Annotated in this window: 17 protein-coding genes; 5 read left to right on the top strand and 12 right to left on the bottom strand. The window is 72.3% G+C overall.

The genetic code is table 11. The features are described from left to right. Window positions 1–4: 4 nt before the first annotated feature. The 9 genes from OHB00_RS37755 to OHB00_RS37715 all read right to left on the bottom strand — a co-directional run bounded on the left by OHB00_RS37755 (window position 5) and on the right by OHB00_RS37715 (window position 9,705). Window positions 5–2,551 (bottom strand): polynucleotide kinase-phosphatase, encoded by a 2,547-nt coding sequence (locus tag OHB00_RS37755; RefSeq protein ID WP_406441675.1) that lies wholly within the window; start codon window positions 2,549–2,551, stop codon window positions 5–7. Further along, complete coding sequence (locus OHB00_RS37750) at window positions 2,548–4,026, bottom strand: 3' terminal RNA ribose 2'-O-methyltransferase Hen1 (RefSeq protein WP_406441673.1); 1,479 nt, start codon at window positions 4,024–4,026, stop codon at window positions 2,548–2,550. The genes OHB00_RS37755 and OHB00_RS37750 overlap by 4 nt, the downstream gene beginning before the upstream one ends. A gap of 113 nt (window positions 4,027–4,139) precedes the next feature. Continuing rightward, a complete protein-coding gene (locus OHB00_RS37745) occupies window positions 4,140–5,066 on the bottom strand; it encodes a DUF4232 domain-containing protein (RefSeq protein WP_406441671.1) in 927 nt (308 codons plus the stop codon). A gap of 100 nt (window positions 5,067–5,166) precedes the next feature. Then, window positions 5,167–6,090 (bottom strand): LLM class F420-dependent oxidoreductase, encoded by a 924-nt coding sequence (locus OHB00_RS37740; protein WP_406441669.1) that lies wholly within the window; start codon window positions 6,088–6,090, stop codon window positions 5,167–5,169. A gap of 286 nt (window positions 6,091–6,376) precedes the next feature. Then, on the bottom strand, window positions 6,377–6,571 hold the full coding sequence (locus OHB00_RS37735; protein ID WP_406441667.1) for a hypothetical protein: 195 nt from the start codon (window positions 6,569–6,571) through the stop codon (window positions 6,377–6,379). A gap of 140 nt (window positions 6,572–6,711) precedes the next feature. Further along, window positions 6,712–7,170: a DUF6099 family protein gene (locus tag OHB00_RS37730; RefSeq protein WP_406441665.1), complete on the bottom strand. Its 459-nt coding sequence runs from the start codon at window positions 7,168–7,170 to the stop codon at window positions 6,712–6,714. Between the two features lie 195 nt (window positions 7,171–7,365). Next, window positions 7,366–7,695: a nucleotide pyrophosphohydrolase gene (locus OHB00_RS37725; protein WP_406441663.1), complete on the bottom strand. Its 330-nt coding sequence runs from the start codon at window positions 7,693–7,695 to the stop codon at window positions 7,366–7,368. Next, entirely contained in the window at window positions 7,692–8,855 is a 1,164-nt protein-coding gene (locus OHB00_RS37720) for an AAA family ATPase (protein WP_406441661.1), read from the bottom strand. Before OHB00_RS37720 ends, OHB00_RS37725 begins: the two co-directional genes overlap by 4 nt. A 460-nt stretch (window positions 8,856–9,315) precedes the next feature. Then, on the bottom strand, window positions 9,316–9,705 hold the full coding sequence (locus OHB00_RS37715; protein ID WP_406441659.1) for a cell division protein SepF: 390 nt from the start codon (window positions 9,703–9,705) through the stop codon (window positions 9,316–9,318). A gap of 292 nt (window positions 9,706–9,997) precedes the next feature. Between OHB00_RS37715 and OHB00_RS37710 the strand changes: the two genes are divergently transcribed. Then, window positions 9,998–11,695 carry a hypothetical protein gene (locus OHB00_RS37710; protein WP_406441657.1) on the top strand — a complete coding sequence of 566 codons (1,698 nt, stop codon included), beginning with the start codon at window positions 9,998–10,000 and terminating at the stop codon, window positions 11,693–11,695. Between the two features lie 53 nt (window positions 11,696–11,748). Here OHB00_RS37710 and OHB00_RS37705 read toward each other — a convergent pair whose 3' ends face one another. Continuing rightward, window positions 11,749–12,264: a YceI family protein gene (locus tag OHB00_RS37705; protein ID WP_406441655.1), complete on the bottom strand. Its 516-nt coding sequence runs from the start codon at window positions 12,262–12,264 to the stop codon at window positions 11,749–11,751. Window positions 12,265–12,365: 101 nt separating this feature from the next. On the opposite strand from OHB00_RS37705, the gene OHB00_RS37700 reads away from it, so the two are divergent. The 4 genes from OHB00_RS37700 (at window position 12,366) to meaB (ending at window position 17,924) form a co-directional block, all read left to right on the top strand. Beyond that, window positions 12,366–12,863: a MarR family winged helix-turn-helix transcriptional regulator gene (locus OHB00_RS37700; protein ID WP_406441653.1), complete on the top strand. Its 498-nt coding sequence runs from the start codon at window positions 12,366–12,368 to the stop codon at window positions 12,861–12,863. Between the two features lie 113 nt (window positions 12,864–12,976). Continuing rightward, window positions 12,977–14,782, top strand: a complete 1,806-nt coding sequence (locus OHB00_RS37695; RefSeq protein WP_406441651.1) for a methylmalonyl-CoA mutase family protein — start codon at window positions 12,977–12,979, stop codon at window positions 14,780–14,782. Then, the gene (gene scpA / locus OHB00_RS37690; RefSeq protein ID WP_406441649.1) at window positions 14,782–16,941 is read left to right on the top strand and encodes a methylmalonyl-CoA mutase; all 2,160 of its coding nucleotides are present in this window, start codon (window positions 14,782–14,784) and stop codon (window positions 16,939–16,941) included. The genes OHB00_RS37695 and scpA overlap by 1 nt, the downstream gene beginning before the upstream one ends. Next, window positions 16,938–17,924, top strand: a complete 987-nt coding sequence (meaB, locus tag OHB00_RS37685; RefSeq protein WP_406441647.1) for a methylmalonyl Co-A mutase-associated GTPase MeaB — start codon at window positions 16,938–16,940, stop codon at window positions 17,922–17,924. The genes scpA and meaB overlap by 4 nt, the downstream gene beginning before the upstream one ends. Here the strand turns inward: meaB and OHB00_RS37680 are convergent. Then, window positions 17,912–18,487, bottom strand: coding sequence for a sigma-70 family RNA polymerase sigma factor (locus OHB00_RS37680; RefSeq protein WP_406441645.1), 576 nt, complete (start codon window positions 18,485–18,487; stop codon window positions 17,912–17,914). The two genes, meaB and OHB00_RS37680, sit on opposite strands and share 13 nt — an antisense overlap. 120 nt (window positions 18,488–18,607) lie before the next feature. Continuing rightward, window positions 18,608–19,270, bottom strand: a complete 663-nt coding sequence (locus tag OHB00_RS37675; RefSeq protein WP_406441643.1) for a hypothetical protein — start codon at window positions 19,268–19,270, stop codon at window positions 18,608–18,610. Window positions 19,271–19,342 lie beyond the last annotated feature (72 nt).

The following is a 19,342-nucleotide window of genomic DNA, read 5'->3' as shown; positions in this document are numbered from 1 at the left end:
GGGCTCACAGCCTCGGGTCGACCGGCTCCGACTCCAGGGCCAGGACCCCGAAGACCGCCTCGTGCACCCGCCACAGCGGCTCGCCGTCCGCGAGACGGTCCAGGGCCTCCAGGCCGAGGGCGTACTCGCGGATCGCCAGCGACCGCTTGTGGTTGAGGAAGCGGCCCCGCAGCCGGGCGAGGTTGCCGGGTCGGGTGTACTCGGGTCCGTAGATGATCCGCAGATACTCCCGGCCCCGGCACTTGATGCCGGGCTGGACGAGCCGGCCCCGCCCGTCGCGGACCACCGCGCCGGCCGGCTTGACGACCATGCCCTCGCCGCCCCGGCCCGTCATCTCCAGCCACCAGTCGACGCCGGCCCGCACCGACTCCGGGTCGCCGGTGTCGACGTGGAGGCGTCGGGTGGTCTGCAGCAGGCCGGTGGAGTCGTGCTCCACCAGCCGGTCCAGAAGGGCGAGTTGCTCGTCGTGCGGGAGCGCGGCGAGGCTGCGGCCCTGGACCGCGAGGATCTGGAAGGGGGCGAGGCGCACCCCGTCCAGGCCCTCGGTGGTCCAGCAGTAGCGGCGGTAGGCGTCGGTGAACGCGGCCGCGTCGGCGGCGCGTTCGCGCTGCCGGTCGCGCAGCTCACCGATGTCTACACCGCGCGCCGCCGCCCGCTCCAGGGCGGCCAGCGCGCCCGGGAAGACCGCGCCGGAGGCGGCGCCGACGGCCGCGTACTGGGTGCGCAGCAGCCCGGAGGCCTTGAGCGACCAGGGCAGCAGTTCGGCGTCGAGGAGCAGCCAGTCGGTGCCGAGTTCGTCCCAGAGGCCGGCCGCGCCGACCGAGGCGCGGATCCGGCCGAGGATCTCCTCGGTCACCGACTCGTCGTCGAAGAACGGGCGTCCGGTGCGGGTGTAGAGGGAGCCGGTAGGGCCGGGCGCCACGCCGAAGCGCTTGTGCGCGACCTCCGCGTCCCGGCACACCAGCGCCACCGCCCGCGAACCCATGTGCTTCTCCTCGCACACCACCCGGGCGACCCCGTCCGCGGCGTACTGGGCGAAGGCCTCCATCGGGTGCTCCAGATAGCCGTCGACGTGCGAAGTGGCCGTCGGGGCCATGGTCGGCGGCAGGTACGGCAGCAGGCGCGGGTCGATCGCGAAACGGCTCATCACCTCCAGGGCGGCCGCCGCGTTCTCCTCGCGGACCGCGACCCGGCCCTGGTACCGCGTCTCCACGACCCGCCGGCCCTGCACGTCCGCCAGGTCCAGCGGGCGTCCGTCCTGGCCGCCGGGCGCCTCGGTGCGCAGCGGCCGGGCCGGCTCGTACCAGACCCGCTCGGCCGGTACGTCGACCAGCTGCCGCTCCGGCCAGCGCAGCGCGGTCAGCTTGCCGCCGAAGACGGCGCCGGTGTCCAGGCAGATGGTGTTGTTCAGCCAGGTGGCCTCCGGGACCGGGGTGTGGCCGTAGACGACGGCCGCGCGGCCCCGGTAGTCCTCGGCCCACGGGTAGCGCACCGGCAGGCCGAACTCGTCGGTCTCGCCGGTGGTCTCGCCGTACAGCGCGTGCGAACGGACCCGGCCTGAGGTGCGGCCGTGGTACTTCTCGGGCAGCCCGGCGTGGCAGACGACCAGCCTTCCGCCGTCGAGGACGTAGTGGCTGACCAGTCCGTCGATGAACTCCCGTACCTGGGCGCGGAACTCCTCGCTCTCGCCGTCCATCTGCTCGATGGTCTCGGCGAGTCCGTGGGTGTGCTGGACCTTGCGGCCCTTGAGATGGCGGCCGTACTTGTTCTCGTGGTTGCCCGGCACGCACAGGGCGTTGCCGGACCCGACCATCGACATCACCCGGCGCAGCACACCGGGGCTGTCGGGGCCGCGGTCGACGAGGTCGCCGACGAAGACGGCGGTACGGCCCTCGGGGTGCACGCCGTCGGTGTAGCCCAACTTGGCGAGCAGTACCTCCAGTTCGCCCGCACAGCCGTGGATGTCGCCGATGATGTCGAAGGGTCCGGTGAGGTGGGTCAGGTCGTTGAACCGCTTCTCGGTGACGACGGTCGCCGACTCGGCCTCCTCGACACCGCGCAGGACGTGCACCTTGCGGAAGCCCTCGCGCTCCAGGTGCCGCAGGGAGCGCCGCAGTTCGCGGATGTGGCGCTGGATGACCCGGCGCGGCATGTCGGCGCGGTCGGTGCGGGCCGCGTTGCGTTCGGCGCACACCTCCTCGGGCACGTCCAGGACGATCGCGATGGGCAGCACGTCGTACTGCCTGGCCAGGTCGACCAGCTGGCGCCGGGACTCCGGCTGCACGCTGGTCGCGTCGACGACCGTGCGGCGGCCGGCGGCGAGGCGCTTGCCGGCGATGTAGTGCAGGACGTCGAAGGCGTCCTTCGTGGCGCTCTGGTCGTTCTCGTCGTCGGAGACCAGGCCCCGGCAGAAGTCGGAGGAGATCACCTCGGTCGGCTTGAAGTGGCGTCGGGCGAAGGTGGACTTGCCGGAGCCGGAGGCGCCGACGAGGACGACCAGGGAGAGGTCGGTGACGGGGAGGACCCGTCCGGTGCGCTGTGACTCGGTCATGCCGCCTTCGCCTCCTTCGCGACGCGTACCGTGGCTGTGCTGATTTCAAAGACGGCCATCTGGGTGGGCGGCCCGACCTCGGGGTCGTCCGGTCCGACGGGGGTGAACTCGACGTCATAGCCGTGGAGTTCGGCAACCCGGTGGGCCCAGGCGCGGAACTGGGCGCGGGTCCACTCGAAGCGGTGGTCGCCGTGCCGGGTGTGGCCGGCGGGGAGGGTCTCCCAGCGGACGTTGTACTCGACGTTCGGAGTGGTCACGAGGACGGTGCGCGGGCGGGCGGCGCCGAACACGGCGTACTCCAGGGCGGGCAGCCTCGGCAGGTCGAGGTGTTCGATCACCTCGCTGAGCACGGCCGCGTCGTATCCCTTGAGCCGCCGGTCGGTGTAGGCGAGCGAGCCCTGGAAGAGCTTGACGCGGGCGGCCTGCCGCTCCCCCATGCGGTCCAGCTTGAGCCGCCGGGAGGCGATGGTGAGCGCCCGCATCGACACGTCGACGCCGACGATCTCGGTGAAGGACGGGTCCTTCAGCAGCGCCTGCACCAACTGGCCCTGGCCGCAGCCGAGGTCGAGGACTCGGGCGGCTCCGGAGCGCCTGAGCCCGTCGAGGATCGCCTCCCGGCGCTGCACCGCGAGCGGGGTCGGCTTCTCCTCCGTCTCCGTCTCCTCCTCGACCGCGTTGTCGATCTGCTCGACCTCGGTGTCGTCGGCCTCGGCGAGCCGCACCAGCTCCAGCCGTTCCATCGCCTGCCGGGTCAGCGACCAGCGGCGGGAGAGGTAGCGGCTGGTGATGAGCCGCTGCTCGGGGTGGCCGGGCAGCCAGCCCTCGCCGGCGCGCAGCAGCTTGTCGACCTCCTCGGAGGAGACCCAGTAGTGCTTGGCGTCGTCGAGGACGGGGAGCAGGACGTAGAGGTGGCGCAGCGCCTCGGAGAGGGTCAGCGCCTCGGACTCCAGGACCAGGCCGACGTAGCGCGAGTCACCCCACTGCGGGAACTCGGCGTCCAGCGCGACCGGTTCGGCGGTCACCCTCCAGCCGAGCGGCTCGAAGAGGTGCCGTACGAGGTCGGGGCCGCCGCGGGCGGGCAGCGCGGGTACCTCGACGCGCAGCGGCCTCGGCTGTGCCGGGGCTTCGGGGCGGGCCTTGCAGACGCCGCGCAGCGCGCTGGAGAAGACGTTGCCGATCGCCACGGCGAGCAGTGAAGAGGCCGCGTACGGACGGTCGTTGACGTACTGGGCGAGCGCCGCGTCGGGTGCGCCACCGCGTCCCTTGCCCTTGCCGCGCCGGACCAGCGCCACCGCGTCCACCTCCAGGAGCAGCGCCGCCGTGCAGCGCTCGGCGTCCGCCTCCGGGTAGAAGACGTGCGCGACGCCGTAGGACGTCGAGAACTGCTGCGCGCTGTCGGGGTGCTTGTGCAGCAGGAACCCGAGGTCGGTGGCCGGGCGTTCGGGAGTGCCGGTGGTGGTGATCGTCAGGAACACGGTGGGTCGCCTCGAAAAGGATCAGGAAAGGGTGCGAAAGCGCTGGTCGCGCACTTGTTCGCGGTTCCAACGTAGCGGGGATCGCGGTGCGGGACGCGGAATTTTCTCCCGCCCTACCGGTCGGCCCGCTTCCAGGCACCGACTCCGAGTCGTCCCGTGGTGCCGAGATCCAGTCCCGGCGCGACCGTCACGGGCGCGGCGCCGGGCTTGGCCAGGACACGGACGTAGGGCACGTCGACCGAGGTGCCCGCCAGTGTCGTGTTGCGCCAGATCAGGCCGGAGAGGGCGGTCTGGCCGGGTTTCAGGGTGAAGGGGGCGGGCGGGTCGTCGAAGCCGGTTCCGGAGGCGATGGCGGTACCGCCGTGCAGGATGCGGATGCCGTCGACGGGCTCGCGGTCCCCGTCCAGGAGGCTCAGCTGCGGATAGCCGTCGAGCGAGTAGTCCCTCGTCCCGCAGTTCTGCAGGTGGAGTCCGACGACCCGCAGGCCCATCGCGGCATCGCCGTCGTCGGCCCACAGCCGCAGACCGGAGGCCGGGCAGGCACCCGTCCGGGCCGGTGCCTCGTCGGCGGGGACCTTGCTGACCTTCTCGACCTTCACCCTGGTCACCGGGGAGGCGCCGGGGGCGAGCACGCCCAGGCCGACGGTCCCGCTCCTGCTGCGGCCCGGCCCGACCCCGCTCACGGTCACCTCCTTGTTGCCCATGACCCCGCCGGAGTCCGTCGTGAAGGCGAAGAGCACGGTATAGGTCATGGCCTCGGCGCCGCCGTTGCTGACCTGGTAAGCGGCGGAGATGCCGGAGTCTCGGGGCAACTGGTCCGCGTGGACCGAACCGAGGGTGGCCGACGGGGTCGGGGAGGCGGACGGGATGGTGACCGAGGTGATCCGTACGCCGTCCACCGGAGGGTCGGTGACGGCGGCGCGGGGTGCCGGGACAGCCGCTCCGGCGCCCCTGTCCGGGTCCGCGTGCTCCGCACCGCACGCGGTGGCGAGGAGCAGGACGGCGGCGGGGACCAGGAGACGGGGGCGGGATCGGCGCATCCGGTCACCTCACCAGGGCGAGCCCCGGACGACTGTGACGGAAGCCATAGCTCCGGTCACAGCCGTGTCACAGATGACCGGATGCGCGGATCCGGACCGGTTACGAGAGCTGGGACTGGACCTGAGCCGAGATCAGCTCCAGGTGGTCCAGGTCGGAGAGGTCGAGGATCTGGAGGTACATACGGCGGGAGCCGATCTCGGCGTAGCGGCCGATCTTGTCGACGACCTCGGCCGGGGTGCCGGCCAGTCCGTTCGTCTTCAGCTCGTCGACCTCGCGGCCGATCGCGGCGGCGCGGCGGGCGACCTCCTGGTCGTCCTTGCCGACGCAGACCACGAGGGCGTTGGAGAACGTCACCTCGTCACCCTTGCGGCCGGCGGTCTCGACGGCGGTGCGCACCCGGCCGAACTGGGCCTTGCTGTCCTCGACCGAGGCGAACGGCATGTTGAACTCGTCGGCGTACCGGGCGGTCAGCCGAGGGGTGCGGGTGGCGCCGTGGCCGCCGATCAGCACCGGGATCCTGGCCTGGGCGGGCTTGGGGAGCGCGGGCGAACCGGTCAGGTCGTAGTACGTGCCGTGGAAGTCGAAGGTCTCGCCGACCCTGGTCTTCCACAGACCGGTGACGATCGCGAGCTGCTCCTCCAGGCGGCCGAACTTCTCCTTCGGGAAGGGGATGCCGTACGCCTTGTGCTCCTCCTCGAACCAGCCCGCGCCGAGGCCCAGTTCGACCCGGCCGCCGGACATCTGGTCGACCTGGGCGACCTGGATGGCGAGCACGCCGGGCAGGCGGAAGGTTCCTGCGGTCATGAGGGTGCCGAGGCGGATCCGCTTCGTCTCACGGGCGAGCCCGGCGAGCGTGATCCAGGCGTCGGTGGGACCGGGCAGGCCGTCGACGTCGCCCATCTTCAGGTAGTGGTCGGAGCGGAAGAACGCGTCGAAACCGAGGTCCTCGGTGGCCTTGGCGACGGTGAGGAGGGTGTCGTAGCTCGCGCCCTGCTGGGGCTCGGTGAAGATACGAAGGTCCATACACCCATCCTGCACGGCCCACGCCCTGTCAACCGCATCGGCACCACCCGTCACGGGCGTCCACCCCCGGGTGAACCTCGACGGCCGCCCTGGTCGCCGAGGCCGTCCGGCGTCCTGACGATCGACTCCACCCAGGCGTCGGCTCGCGCCCGTCAGCCGTCGGCGTCCCCTGCACCGAACACGATCAACGGCCTGTGCCGATCAGGCGGTGCCGCTGCGCCTGTCACCGGAGTACGAAGCGGTGAGCGCAAACGACGCCCTTCGGTTCTGGCGGGCCGACCAGAGCCTAGTCCGAGTCCGACGACGTGGATGGGCCCGTGCGGCCGGAGCCGCTGATGGCCCGAAGTACGAACTCGCCTGCTCCCAGCATGATCACGGAGAGGACGCGGACCCAGCGCGGGCCGCCCAGAGTCCCCCAGACCATGCAGACGAAGCCACCCAGGACGAGGGCGAGAAGGCCGAGCACAAGGTAGATTTCCACGGCCTCATCCTCGCGATGCGGGTGTGGCGCGACAGTCCTGAGCATGTCACGACCTGGTACCGGTGCGGCGAAGCCGGGGCGGGTTTCGAAAGTGGCGTCGGCCGCCCGTAGGCCGGGCAGGCGGGATTTCGCCACCCGCCCTAGCCGTCGCGGACCTCCTCCCGGGCCGCCAGCTTGCGGAGCATCTCCAGCACCCGGTCCCGGGACTCGTCGGCCGCGTCGATGGCCTCCATGCACTGCCAGTACGTCGCCTCGTCGGCCGCGGCGCTGGCCATGCCGACCAGCGCGATGCCGACCTCGCCCAGGAGACCGCCGAGGCTCAGCAGGGTCTGGCGGGCGTCGTCCAGTTCGGTGAGCTGGGCGGCGCGCAGGGTGCCGGGGTCCAGGTCGGGGGTGCCGAGCACACCGCAGCCCCGCCCCGCCAACTCGATCAGACCGAGGGCCTCGCCCCGCAGCTCGGGCGGGCCGGAGACGGCCAGCCGGCTGCCGATCGCCTGAGCCAGTGCCTGGGCCTGCCACACCTCGGTCATCATCTCGGGAACGCCCGCGCCACGCGCCAGCGCCCGTCTGCTCACCACGATGAGCCGCATCGCGTCCATCCGTCGCCCCGTCCCCGTCGGTCCGAACTGCCTTGCCGCACTCAGTAGTTCACTACCCAGAGTGAGGGTTCCTGAGACGCCGAGCCAGAGGAAGACGGAAATCTCTGGACAACAATTCGGATTCGGGCGGGGCTTTGGCTACGCAGTGTTAATACGGAGTACGGCACTCCCCAGCCGTGCCCGCCCGACGGGCCGTCAGGCGGGCGGGAACCGCTTCTCGTTGCGGTCGATCTTGGCGTCCAGTGCGGCCAGTGGGTCGATGTCCAGGACGTCACAGAGCTGGAGGAGGTAGGACAGGACGTCGGCGACCTCGTCCGTGACCCGGTGCGCGGTGCCGGGGTCGGCCATCACCCGTGACGACTCCTCCGGGGTCAACCACTGGAAGATCTCGACCAGTTCGGACGCCTCCACGCTGAGGGCGGCCACCAGGTTCTTGGGGGTGTGGTACTGCCGCCAGTCGCGGGCGGCGGCGAACTCGGCCAGCCGGCGCTGGAGTCCCGCCACGTCGAGGGGTTCGTCGGTCACGCGTCCAGGTGTACCACCGTGATCGCCTCCGCTCCGCCCGCCCACGAGGCGTCGCTCACCGCGCCGACGAAGCGGATGTGCCCGCGTTCGCCCATCTGGACGGCCGTGCGAAGGAGTTCGGTGCGCTGACGCGGGTCGAGGCAGCGGTCGAAGCCGTCGGCGAGGACGGTGAGGCCGCGCATGGCGTCGGGAACCTCGCCGGGCGCGTCGACCGCCAGGACGCCGGGGCCGGTGAAGAGGACCAGGGCGAGGGCGAGGTAGCGCAGTTCGCCGTCGCCGAGCCGCTCCAGTTCGGTGCGGTGGCCGTCGCCGCGGTCGAGCAGCGCCCGTACCGTGCCGTCGCCGAGCGGTTCGGCGAGCAGGTCGGTCACCGGTCCCGCGCAGCCCGTGCGCACGGCGTCGACGAGGAGGCCGTGCCGGCGGCCGCATTCGGCTCGGGTGCGCCACAGGACGTCGGCGAGGTTGTCGCAGCCGCGCAGCAGCCGGCCGGAGCCGGCGAGGACGGGGGTGCGCATGTTGTCGGGCCGCGGGTCACAGGGGAACACCGACCGCAGGGCGACGACCATCTGCTCGGCGGCGGCGAGGACCTGCCGCTGGCCGTCCGTCTTCCCTGCGACGCGCAACGGCAGCAGCGCGGTGCCGAGGCGGTCGTCGGGCAGCGGGGCCCGCGTCACCGGGGCGGTGCCCGCGGTGTGCCAGGCGGCCTGTACGGCGGGCCGGCTCGGGTCGCGCAGCGCGGTCTCCAGAAGCACCAGCCCGCCCGCGGTCAACCGTTCGCCGACGACGCGCAGTTCGGGCTCGGCCTGCACGGCGACGTCGAGCCGCACCGGCCCCTCGGCGCCGTCGGCCGTACACCCGATACGAAAGCCCCGCCGCCGCTGTGCGTCGGGCCGGGCCCGCTCCGGCACCAGCGCGCCCGGGTCCGGGAACACGTCGCCGAGCTCGGCTCCGCCACCGAGCCGTGCGAGTGCCTCGTAGGCCGCGAGCACCGCGCTCTTCCCGCTCCCGCTGGGCCCGGCGAGCAGCGTGACCCGCCCGACGGGAACACTCGCCCCTCGATGCCGGGCGAACGCGGACAGCCGCAGCTCGGTGACCCGGGGGCGGGGGTCGCGCCGGGGGGCGGGGGCGTGGCGGGCGGCCGCCACGTCGGCCGACGGCACGCCCCCGCCGCCCGAACGGCCACGCGGGACGCTCTCCCCCGACCCACCGGAGCGCGACCACCCCGACCGCCCGGACGACGAACCACCGGACCCAGCCGACGCACCCGGCGACACCGACGAACCACTGGGCCCAGTCGACACAACCGGCAACGGCAACGAACCACCGGACCCAGTCGACACAACCGGCGACACCGACGAGCCGCCGGATCCTGCACGCGCATCCGGCGACGGCACGGCATCTCCGGGCGGCGGCAGCGACGGCGATGGGTCCGGTGTAGTGCTCGGGGTGGAACGGGTGGCAGGAGACGGGTGGGACGCGGGCGAGGCGGAAGGCACGGCCATATGCGGACCGTAGGCCTCCGACCACCCGGCGAACCGTTCCGCCGTCGGGACCTTCCTACGATCGGGGGACGCCCTGCCGTCCCGCGGGCCGGCCCGGTCTCACCGTCGGACGCCCCTCTCAGCCCTCCGAGACCCCCGCCCCCTCCATCAGCCCGCTGACCTCCGTGCCCGGCGGGGTGAGGAGGAAGACGTTGCGGTCGACTCGGTGCATCCCGCTGGCCAGGCCGAAGACCACGCCCGTACTGAAGTCGAGGACACGCTTGGCGACCTCCGTCTCGGCGCCGGTCAGGTCGAGCAGGACCGGTATCCCGGCCATCAGCGTCTCGGCGACGTCACGGGCGTCGGCGAAGACATTGACCCGCAGGACGACGAAACGGCGGCGCGTCTCGGTCTCCGCGTCCGGCAGCGCACGGTGGTCCACCGCCGACGGCCACGCGTCGCGGCCCCGCAGCGGCACGACCTGGGCGAGCCCCTCCCACTGTTCATCGGTGACGTCGTAACGGCTCACCGGCTCCCCCTGACCTGACTCGCACTCGATGCCTGCACCAGCCAATTCTTACGCCAAGTCACCCGTTCAGCCCAACAGCGACACGATGCGCGAGCGTTTCCGGAGGCCGACGCACGAAATAAGTGACCTTGTCACTATTCAGGCGATTGACGCGCATTGGGGGCTTCTTACTGCCCTCACACCGGACTCTTCTCCTCCTGTGACGCCTTGCTCACCGTCCGCGATTACCGTCCCGTGGGTGCACTTGGCAGAAACAGAACAGGTGGCACCCGGCCGGCGGACACAGTCGGCGGTGTCCGCCGCTCCGGGCGATGCCGGAGCCCCCGCCCTCTGGCACCGCGTCCTGACCCTCCTCGCGGACATCGGCCTGTTCATCGGGACCCGGGCGCTGTGGACGCAGGCGGTGACGCACCACATGGTCCTGGCCGCCCTGATCTCCGTCTGCTACCTCTCGATCCTGGCGACCGGCGTACTGACGCTGACGGTCCGCAGGACCCGCTCGCTGGCCCGCCTCGACCTGGTGGTCCTGGTCACGGCGGTGGCGCTCGCGCTGTGCGCCTGGATCCTGAACCACAACGGCGGCGACGAGGGCGCCCTCACCACCCAGGCCGCCAGGGAACTGGTCGCCGGCCACGCCGTCTACGGCCAGGCCTGGCCCTGGCTCTTCCACAACACGGGCATCGCCCTCACGCCGACGATAGGCGGCAGTTACGACTACACGTACGGCTATCCCCCACTGGCCCCGCTGCTGACCACCCCGCTGCTGTGGCTCGGCCACCACGGCGCCCCGGCGACGGCGGTGTGCACGGGCGCCCTGATCGCCGGCACGGTCGCGCTGTGGCGGATGCTCCCGGTGCCGTGGCGGTCCGCGGCGACACTGGCCTGCCTGGGCTTCGGCTTCCTGCCGACGTACGCCCGGGTCGGCTACCCGGCGATCATCGCCCTGGCGCTGCTGATCCCGGTGGTGGTGCGCTGGCCGCGGATCGGGCAGGGCGGCCGGCTGGGCGCGGCCGGGATCGCGCGGGCCGCGTGCCTCGGGGCCGCGTGCGCGGCGCAGCAACTGCCGTGGTTCCTCACGCCGTTCCTGCTGGCCGGGATCTACGCGGTGCGGCGCGGGGAACTCGGCGGCCGGGCCGCCGCTCTGGTGGTCCTGCGGGTGACCGGCGTGGCCGTCACGGCCTGGCTGCTGATCAACACGTACTTCATCGTGTCCGAGCCCGGCCGCTGGCTCCGCGGGATCGCGCTGCCGCTGACCCAGGGTGCCGTGGTGCACGGCCAGGGCCTGGTGGACATCACCCTGTACTACACGAACGGCAGCGACCGTATCGACTGGTACTCGCACGCGAGCATGCTCCTCGCGGCGGCCCTGCTCGCCCTGTTCGTGCTGTTCGTACGGCGCCTCGGCCCGGCCGCGACCGTGCTGCCGTGGCTCGCCTTCTTCCTGGCGACCCGCTCCCAGGACGGCTACTACCTGCTGATGACCCCGCTGTGGCTGGCGGCGGTCGTCACCGCGCCGCTGCCGGAGTTCGAGCACGCCTGGCAGCCGCGTCCGGCCCTGCTGACCGGCCCCCGCCGCCGTCCCGCCCTGATCGCGGCGGTCGTCCTGCTGCTCACCCCGGCGCTGGTGAGCGCGGGGCTCGCGGTGTCCGGCAAGCCGCCGCTGCGGATGCAGATCACCGCGCTGCGGCGCGCCAGGCACCAGGCCGCGGTGGTCCGGGAGATGACGCTGAAGGTGGTCAACACGGGGAGTGTGCCGCTCACTCCGCACTACACGCTGACCACCGGCCAGGGCATGAGCATGTACTGGCTGCTGGTGCGGGGTCCGGCGACGATTCCCGGGCACGGCACGGCGAGTGTCGAACTCAGGCCGGCGAACGGCCGGTTCGGCATCCCCGCCAAGCCGAGCACCCGGATCCGGCTGCGCGCCTTCACGGCCGATCCGCAGACGCTGTCCAGCCAGGACGTCAAGCTCCGCCGGACGGTCCGCTAGGCCGCTGGACGCGCCGGCGCTCCGCTCGCTCGGGCCGCCGGACGGTCCGTCCCTCAGGCCGCCGCGCGGGTGAAGCGCAGGGTGGCGGTCACGGTGGTCGGGCCGCCCATCATGCGCATCTGGTTCATGGAGACGCCGAACTCCTCGCGCACCACCGTGAACTCGGCCTCCAGCGTCAGGCCGTCGGCGTCCGCGGAGACCAGCTGCGCGGTGACCTGCTGGGGCCTGCTGATGCCCCGGACGGTCAGCTGACCGTCGACCTGCACGGCGTCACCCGCGCTCCGCTTGGCACCGCGCACCGCGAAGGTGATCTCCGGGTGGTTCGCAACGTCGAAGAAGTCGGCCGAGCGCAGGTGGTCGTCGCGCTTCTTGTGCCCGGTGTCCAGCGAGGCCGCGTCGATCGCCAGGGTGCCGGTGGCGGTGCCGTCGGCGGACACCTCGCCCCGGCCGGTGACGCCCGCGAAGGTGCCCTTGACGGTGAGCAGGCCCCAGAAGGTCTTGTGCCGGACGGTGACGGCGGAGGCGGTCGGGTCGAGCTGCCAGAGGCCGGTTTCCACGGTGACGGTCATGGCCGTGCTCCGATCAATCGATGGTTCAAATTTGGATGACTACGGTATGGGGTGCACGCTAGCTCACTATCCAAATTTGGACAACAGGTAGACTCGATGCCATGGCCGCCTCCCAGGAACACCCCGCAGAGCTGCCCAGATGCCCTTCCCTCAAGGGCGGCGGACTGCTCCCGGCCGAGCTGCGTGCCTGGATGCTGCTGCTGGCCGCGACCGGTGCGGTGGAGCAGCGGCTGCGGTCGGTCCTGAAGGAGACGCTGGACGTCTCGCACGACGAGTTCCTGATCCTGTGCCTGCTGGCCGAACAGCCGCGCGAGGGCCTGCGCATGACCCGGATCGCCGAGCTCCTGGGCCGCCCCAAGACCCGTCTCACCTACCAGATCGCCTGCCTCCAGCACGCCGGCCTGGTCACCCGCAAGGCCGCCTGCGGCGACAAGCGGGGCATCGAGGTCGCCCTCACCGACAAGGCCCGCAAGCAGATCCAGGACGCCTCCGCCGCCCTCGCCGGGACCGTCGGGCAGGCGGTCGGCCATGTCATCGGACCGGAGCAGCGCGAGGCGCTCTGCGCGCTGATCCCGAAGCTCGCCGACGACACGCCCTGACCGTACGAATCCGGCCACTCCACCCCCGGGAGGCGCAGGTCACAGCCACGGCGAGGGCAAGGTCACAGCCCTGCCAACGGTGCGGTTCAAGCGGTCTGCCCTAGCATCCGAGCATGACGGTCCTGCCTGACGACGGGCTCTCACTGGCCGCCGAGTTCCCTGACGCGACGCAAGAGCAGTGGCAACGCCTGGTCGAGGGTGTGCTGCGCAAGTCGGGCAAGGAAGTTTCGGGCGAGGCCGCAGAGGACGCTCTGTCCACGACGCTGGAGGACGGGCTGCGCACCCGTCCCCTGTACACCGCGCGCGACACCGCGCCCGACCCCGGCCTGCCCGGCTTCGCGCCGTATGTGCGCGGCGGCCGTCCGGAGGGCGCCGGCGCCGGCGGCTGGGACGTACGGCAGCGGCACGCGGCGGCTCCCGACGGCGCGGTCCTGACCGACCTGGAGAACGGCGTCACCTCGCTCTGGCTGCTCGTGGGCCGGGGCGGCATCCCGGTGCCCGCCCTCGCCCGCGCCCTCGACGGCGTCTACCTCGACCTGGCCCCGGTGGTCCTGGACGCGGGCCGGGACACCGAGGCGGCGGCGGCCGAACTGTTCCGGCTGTACGACGAGAAGGGCATCGACCCCAAGGCCGTACGCGGCAACCTGGGCGCCGACCCGCTCGGGTACGCGGCGCGCACGGGTGAGTCCCTGGACTTCGCCCCCGTCGCCGCGCTCACCCGGCGCGTGGCCGAGGAGTTCCCCGGGCTGCGCGCGCTGACCGTGGACGCGCTGCCGTACCACGAGGCGGGCGGCTCGGCCGGGCAGGAGCTGGGTGCCTCGCTGGCCACCGGAGTGGCCTACCTGCGCGAGCTGACCGAGGCCGGCCTGGGCATCGAACAGGCCCTCGGGCAGCTGGAGTTCCGGTACGCGGCAACAGCTGACCAGTTCCTGACCATCGCCAAGCTGCGCGCGGCCCGCCGGCTGTGGGCGCGGGTCGCCGAGGTCAGCGGGGCGGCCGACGCGGGCGCCCAGGTGCAGCACGCCGTCACCTCGCCGGTGATGATGAGCCGCCGCGACCCGTGGGTGAACATGCTCCGCACGACGGTCGCGACGCTGGCCGCCGGAGTGGGCGGCGCCGACGCCGTCACCGTGCTGCCGTTCGACCACGCGATCGGCCTGCCGGACGCGTTCGCCCGCCGGATCGCCCGCAACACCTCGACGATCCTGGTCGAGGAGTCGCACCTGGCCCGGGTCATCGACCCGGCCGGCGGCTCCTGGTACGTGGAGCGTCTGACCGACGAACTCGCCCACGCGGGCTGGGAGTTCTTCCGGACCATCGAGCGGGACGGCGGCCAGGCGGCCGTGCTCCGCTCCGGCCGGCTGCGCACCGACCTCGCGACCACCTGGGCCGAGCGCTCCAAGAAGCTCGCCAAGCGCCGCGAACCCATCACCGGGGTCAGCGAGTTCCCGTTGCTCGCCGAGAAGCCGGTGGAGCGCGAGCCCGCGCCCGAGCCGCCGTCGGGGGGCCTGCCCCGGGTGCGCCGGGACGAGGCGTACGAGGAACTGCGCGCCCGCTCGGACGCCCACCTCGCGGCGACGGGCAGCCGCCCCCGGATCTACCTGGCGACGCTCGGCCCGGCCGCCGCGTACACGGCCCGCGCCGGCTTCGCCGCCAACCTCTTCCAGGCCGGCGGCATCGAAACCGTCACCGCGGGCAGCTTCGAGGAGAGCGGCGCCGGCGAGGCGGTGCTCTGCTCCAGCGACGCGCTCTACACCGAACAGGCCGAGCAGGCCGCCGAGTCGCTGAAGGCGGCCGGTGCCCGGCACGTGACCCTCGCGGGCCGGGGCGGGTTCGCCGGTGTCGACTCGTACGTCTTCGCGGGCTGCGACGCCGTGGCCGTGCTGTCCGAGACCCTCGACCGCATGGGAGTGTCCTGATGGGAATCCCCGACTTCTCCGGCATCGAGCTGGGCACCCCTGTCACCGAGGGCAGCGCCGATCAGTGGCGGGCGGCCGGCGGTGACCTGCCGCTGTGGGAGACCCCGGAGGGCATCGGGGTCAAGCCGCTCTACACCGGCCGTGACCTGGAGGGCCTCGACTTCCTCGGGACCTACCCGGGCATCGCGCCTTACCTGCGCGGCCCGTACCCGACGATGTACGTCAACCAGCCCTGGACCATCCGCCAGTACGCGGGCTTCTCCACCGCCGAGGAGTCCAACGCGTTCTACCGGCGCAACCTGGCGGCCGGCCAGAAGGGCCTGTCGGTCGCCTTCGACCTGCCCACGCACCGGGGTTACGACAGCGACCACCCGCGGGTGACCGGTGACGTCGGCATGGCGGGCGTGGCCATCGACTCGATTCTCGACATGCGCCAGCTGTTCGACGGCATCCCGCTGGACAGGATGACCGTGTCGATGACGATGAACGGCGCGGTGCTCCCCGTTCTCGCGCTCTACATCGTGGCGGCGGAGGAACAGGGCGTACCGCCCGAGAAGCTGGCCGGGACCATCCAGAACGACATCCTCAAGGAGTTCATGGTCCGCAACACCTACATCTACCCGCCGAAGCCGTCGATGCGGATCATCTCCGACATCTTCGCCTTCACCTCGCAGCGGATGCCCCGCTACAACTCGATCTCCATCTCCGGCTACCACATCCAGGAGGCGGGCGCGACAGCCGACCTGGAGCTGGCGTACACGCTCGCGGACGGCGTCGAGTACATCCGGGCGGGCCGGGAGGCGGGGCTGGACGTGGACGCGTTCGCACCCCGGCTCTCGTTCTTCTGGGCGATCGGCATGAACTTCTTCATGGAGGTCGCCAAGTTGCGGGCGGCCAGGCTCCTGTGGGCGAAGCTGGTCTCGCAGTTCGAGCCGAAGAACACCAAGTCCCTCTCCCTGCGCACCCATTCGCAGACCTCGGGCTGGTCGCTGACCGCGCAGGACGTGTTCAACAACGTCACGCGTACGTGTGTGGAGGCGATGGCGGCGACCCAGGGCCACACCCAGTCGCTGCACACCAACGCCCTCGACGAGGCCCTCGCCCTGCCCACCGACTTCTCCGCCCGCATCGCCCGCAACACCCAGCTGCTCATCCAGCAGGAGTCGGGCACGACCCGGGTCATCGACCCGTGGGGCGGCAGCGCCTACGTGGAGCGGCTGACGTACGACCTCGCCCGCAAGGCCTGGGCGCACATCCAGGAGGTCGAGGCGGCGGGCGGCATGGCCAAGGCGATCGACGCCGGCATTCCCAAGCTGCGCATCGAGGAGGCCGCGGCCCGCACCCAGGCCCGGATCGACTCCGGGCGGCAGCCGGTGATCGGCGTCAACAAGTACCGGGTGGACAGCGACGAGGCGATCGAGGTCCTCAAGGTCGACAACTCCTCGGTACGCACCCAGCAGATCGAGAAGCTGCGGCGGCTGCGGGCGGAGCGGGACGAGACGGCGTGCCGGGACGCGCTCGACGCGCTGACCCGGGCGGCGGACGGCGACGGCAACCTGCTGGAACTGGCCGTGCACGCGGCCCGCGCCAAGGCCACCGTCGGCGAGATCTCCGACGCCCTGGAGAAGGTGTACGGCCGGCACGCGAGCCAGATCCGTACGATCTCCGGTGTGTACCGCAACGAAGCAGGCGAGTCCCCGAACGTGGACCGCACCCGGGCCCTGGTCGACGCCTTCGACGAGGCCGAGGGGCGCCGCCCGCGCATCCTGGTCGCCAAGATGGGCCAGGACGGCCACGACCGCGGCCAGAAGGTGATCGCGACCGCCTTCGCCGACCTCGGCTTCGACGTCGACGTCGGCCCGCTCTTCCAGACCCCCGAGGAGGTCGCCCGCCAGGCGGTGGAGGCGGACGTCCACGTGGTCGGCGTGTCCTCGCTGGCGGCCGGTCACCTCACCCTCGTACCGGCGCTGCGCGAGCAGCTCGCCGAGGAGGGCCGGGCGGACATCATGATCGTGGTCGGCGGGGTGATCCCGCCGCAGGACGTGCCGACCCTCCTGGAGATGGGCGCCACGGCCGTGTTCCCGCCCGGGACGGTGATTCCGGACGCGGCCCACGACCTGGTGAAACGGCTGTCGGCGGAACTCGGGCACGACCTGTGATCGATGTCGACGCCTATGTGAAGGGTGTGCTCGACGGGAGGCGCGCTGTCATCGCCCGCGCCATCACCCTCGTCGAGTCCACCCGACCACAACACCGGGCACTGGCCCAGGAGTTGCTCACCGAGCTGCTCCCGCACAGCGGCCGGGCCCGGCGGATCGGCATCAGCGGGGTGCCGGGCGTGGGCAAGTCGACGTTCATCGACGCGTTCGGCACCCTTCTGACGGGGCTGGGACACCGGGTGGCGGTGCTGGCCGTGGACCCGTCGTCCACCCGCACCGGCGGCTCGATCCTCGGCGACAAGACACGCATGGAGCGGCTGGCGGTCGACCCCGACGCCTTCGTCCGCCCCTCCCCCAGCGCGGGCACGCTCGGCGGGGTCGCCAAGGCGACCCGCGAGTCGATGGTGGTCATGGAGGCGGCCGGATACGACGTGGTCCTGGTCGAGACGGTCGGCGTCGGCCAGTCCGAGACCGCGGTCGCCGACATGGTCGACTCCTTCCTGCTGCTCAGCCTGGCCCGCACCGGCGACCAGCTCCAGGGCATCAAGAAGGGCGTGCTGGAACTCGCCGACGTGATCGCCGTCAACAAGGCGGACGGCCCGCACGAGCGCGACGCCCGGTCCGCGGCACGGGAGTTGGCCGGCGCCCTGCGGCTGATGCACGGCAAGGACGCCTTCTGGACTCCCCCGGTGCTGAGTTGCAGCGCCCGGGAGTCGACCGGCCTGGAACTGGTCTGGGAACGGCTGGAACAGCACCGGGCGCTGCTCGACTCCACCGGACGGCTCGCCGACAAGCGCCGGGAGCAGCAGGTGGGCTGGACCTGGTCGATGGTGCGGGACGAACTGCTCGGCCGGCTGTACGCCGACCCGGCGGTGCGCGCGGCCGCCCCCGACCTCGAACAGCGGGTCAGGGACGGCACGTTGACGGCGACACTGGCCGCCGAGCGCATCCTCCGGGCGTTCGAGGGGCCTCAGGACAGCTGATCCTGGAGCGCCTCCCGGGCCCGGGCGACGCGGGAGCGGACCGTGCCGACGGGGCAGTCGCTGACCTCGGCGGCCTCCGCGTACGGCAGCCCGAGCAGCTGGGTGAGGACGAACGCCTCCCGCCGCTCCTCGGGCAGTGCCGCCAGCAGGTCGAGGAGCGCGACCCCGTCGTCGAACCCGGGCAGCCCGTACGGCTGAGCCCGCTCGACGGCCTGCTGCCAGTCGGGGACGTCCGCCGGGCGGGGCCGGGTGGCGGCGTACCGATGACTGTCCACGACGGCCCGGCGGGCGATCGACAGCAGCCAGGACCGGGCCGACGAACGGCCCTCGAAGCGGTGCAGGCTGCCCAGCGCGCGCAGGAACGTGTCCTGCGCGAGGTCGTCGACCGCCTGCGGGTCGGCGCAGAGATGGGCGACGTACCGGAGGACGTCACGGTGCAGAGCCCGTACGAACGCGTCCACGGCGGCCGTGTCCCCGGACCGGGCGGCGAGAGCCCAGGCCGTGATCGACGCGTCGCGGTGCGCGTCCGGCGCAGTGCGTGCGGGCAGGACGGAAGTGATCACTGGGTGTCCTTGTGAGAAAGGTGAGCGGGGGCGACGGCCCTGTGGTGCCCGCGGATGGGGGCGTGCGGCCGCCGTGTTCGTCCGGGGCGCGCCTGGGCGGCCCCGGAACACCAGCTGTCGTCAGGCGACAGCCGTCCGCACGGGCGGACCCCGGGTAGTGATCGCGTGGACGAGGGCGAGCAGCCGCGGCGCGCGGTCCGAACGGCGGCGGCGCAGCAGGGGGCGCGGGCGCTCGGGGGTGACCGGCAGGGCGAGCAGCAGCCGGAACGGCGCGACGAGCCGGCCGGCGACGGCCCGGACGATACGGAACGCCGCGCGTTCGCCGTGGCCGAGCCAGAGGCCGCACAGCAGCGCGGCGAGGAGGTGGGCGGCGAGCATGCCGGTGGAGGCCGTGCCGCCGGCGCCGAAGCCCAGGTATTCGACGGGGTCGGTATGAGCGGGGCCCATGTGCATCGACCCCATGTTCATGGCGGCCATGTCCCCGGCCGTGTCCATGTGCATGGACCCCATGGGCGTGGTGTGGGTGGTCCACACCTGAGCCGCGGAGAAGCCGGAGTGCAGTGCCGTCTGGGCGCCGACCGCGGCGGACACCACCAGCGGCAGCCCGCGTTCGCGTGCGGACAGGGCCCAGCCGAGGGCGCCGGTGAGTGCCAGGGCGACGGCCAGGGCAGAGGCGGGGACCCGGTTCCCGGACATCAGGACGTGCCCCAGGGCGGCGAGCAGCACGCAGACGGCCGCGAACACCGCGGACCGTGTTGTGCGCGCACACCACCCTGCCGTCATGGCGCATCATCCTTGCAGCCGGCGCCGACCTGTCGGGGAGTGGTACGGCGATCCACAGGCAGTGCGCTCAAC

The sequence above is a fragment of the Streptomyces sp. NBC_00631 genome (assembly GCF_045206895.1).
Classification (GTDB): domain Bacteria; phylum Actinomycetota; class Actinomycetes; order Streptomycetales; family Streptomycetaceae; genus Streptomyces.
Note: the sequence above shows the minus strand (reverse complement) of the source record. Positions and strands in the feature narration are given on the sequence as shown.

Excerpts from the sequence above, each read along its gene's own strand:
- OHB00_RS37755 (WP_406441675.1), bottom strand. The coding sequence starts at position 2,551 with ATGACCGAGTCACAGCGCACCGGACGGGTCCTCCCCGTCACCGACCTC.
- OHB00_RS37745 (WP_406441671.1), bottom strand. The coding sequence starts at position 5,066 with ATGCGCCGATCCCGCCCCCGTCTCCTGGTCCCCGCCGCCGTCCTGCTC.
- OHB00_RS37740 (WP_406441669.1), bottom strand. The coding sequence starts at position 6,090 with ATGGACCTTCGTATCTTCACCGAGCCCCAGCAGGGCGCGAGCTACGAC.
- OHB00_RS37730 (WP_406441665.1), bottom strand. The coding sequence starts at position 7,170 with ATGGACGCGATGCGGCTCATCGTGGTGAGCAGACGGGCGCTGGCGCGT.
- OHB00_RS37705 (WP_406441655.1), bottom strand. The coding sequence starts at position 12,264 with ATGACCGTCACCGTGGAAACCGGCCTCTGGCAGCTCGACCCGACCGCC.
- OHB00_RS37700 (WP_406441653.1), top strand. The coding sequence starts at position 12,366 with ATGGCCGCCTCCCAGGAACACCCCGCAGAGCTGCCCAGATGCCCTTCC.
- OHB00_RS37695 (WP_406441651.1), top strand. The coding sequence starts at position 12,977 with ATGACGGTCCTGCCTGACGACGGGCTCTCACTGGCCGCCGAGTTCCCT.
- scpA (WP_406441649.1), top strand. The coding sequence starts at position 14,782 with ATGGGAATCCCCGACTTCTCCGGCATCGAGCTGGGCACCCCTGTCACC.
- OHB00_RS37675 (WP_406441643.1), bottom strand. The coding sequence starts at position 19,270 with ATGACGGCAGGGTGGTGTGCGCGCACAACACGGTCCGCGGTGTTCGCG.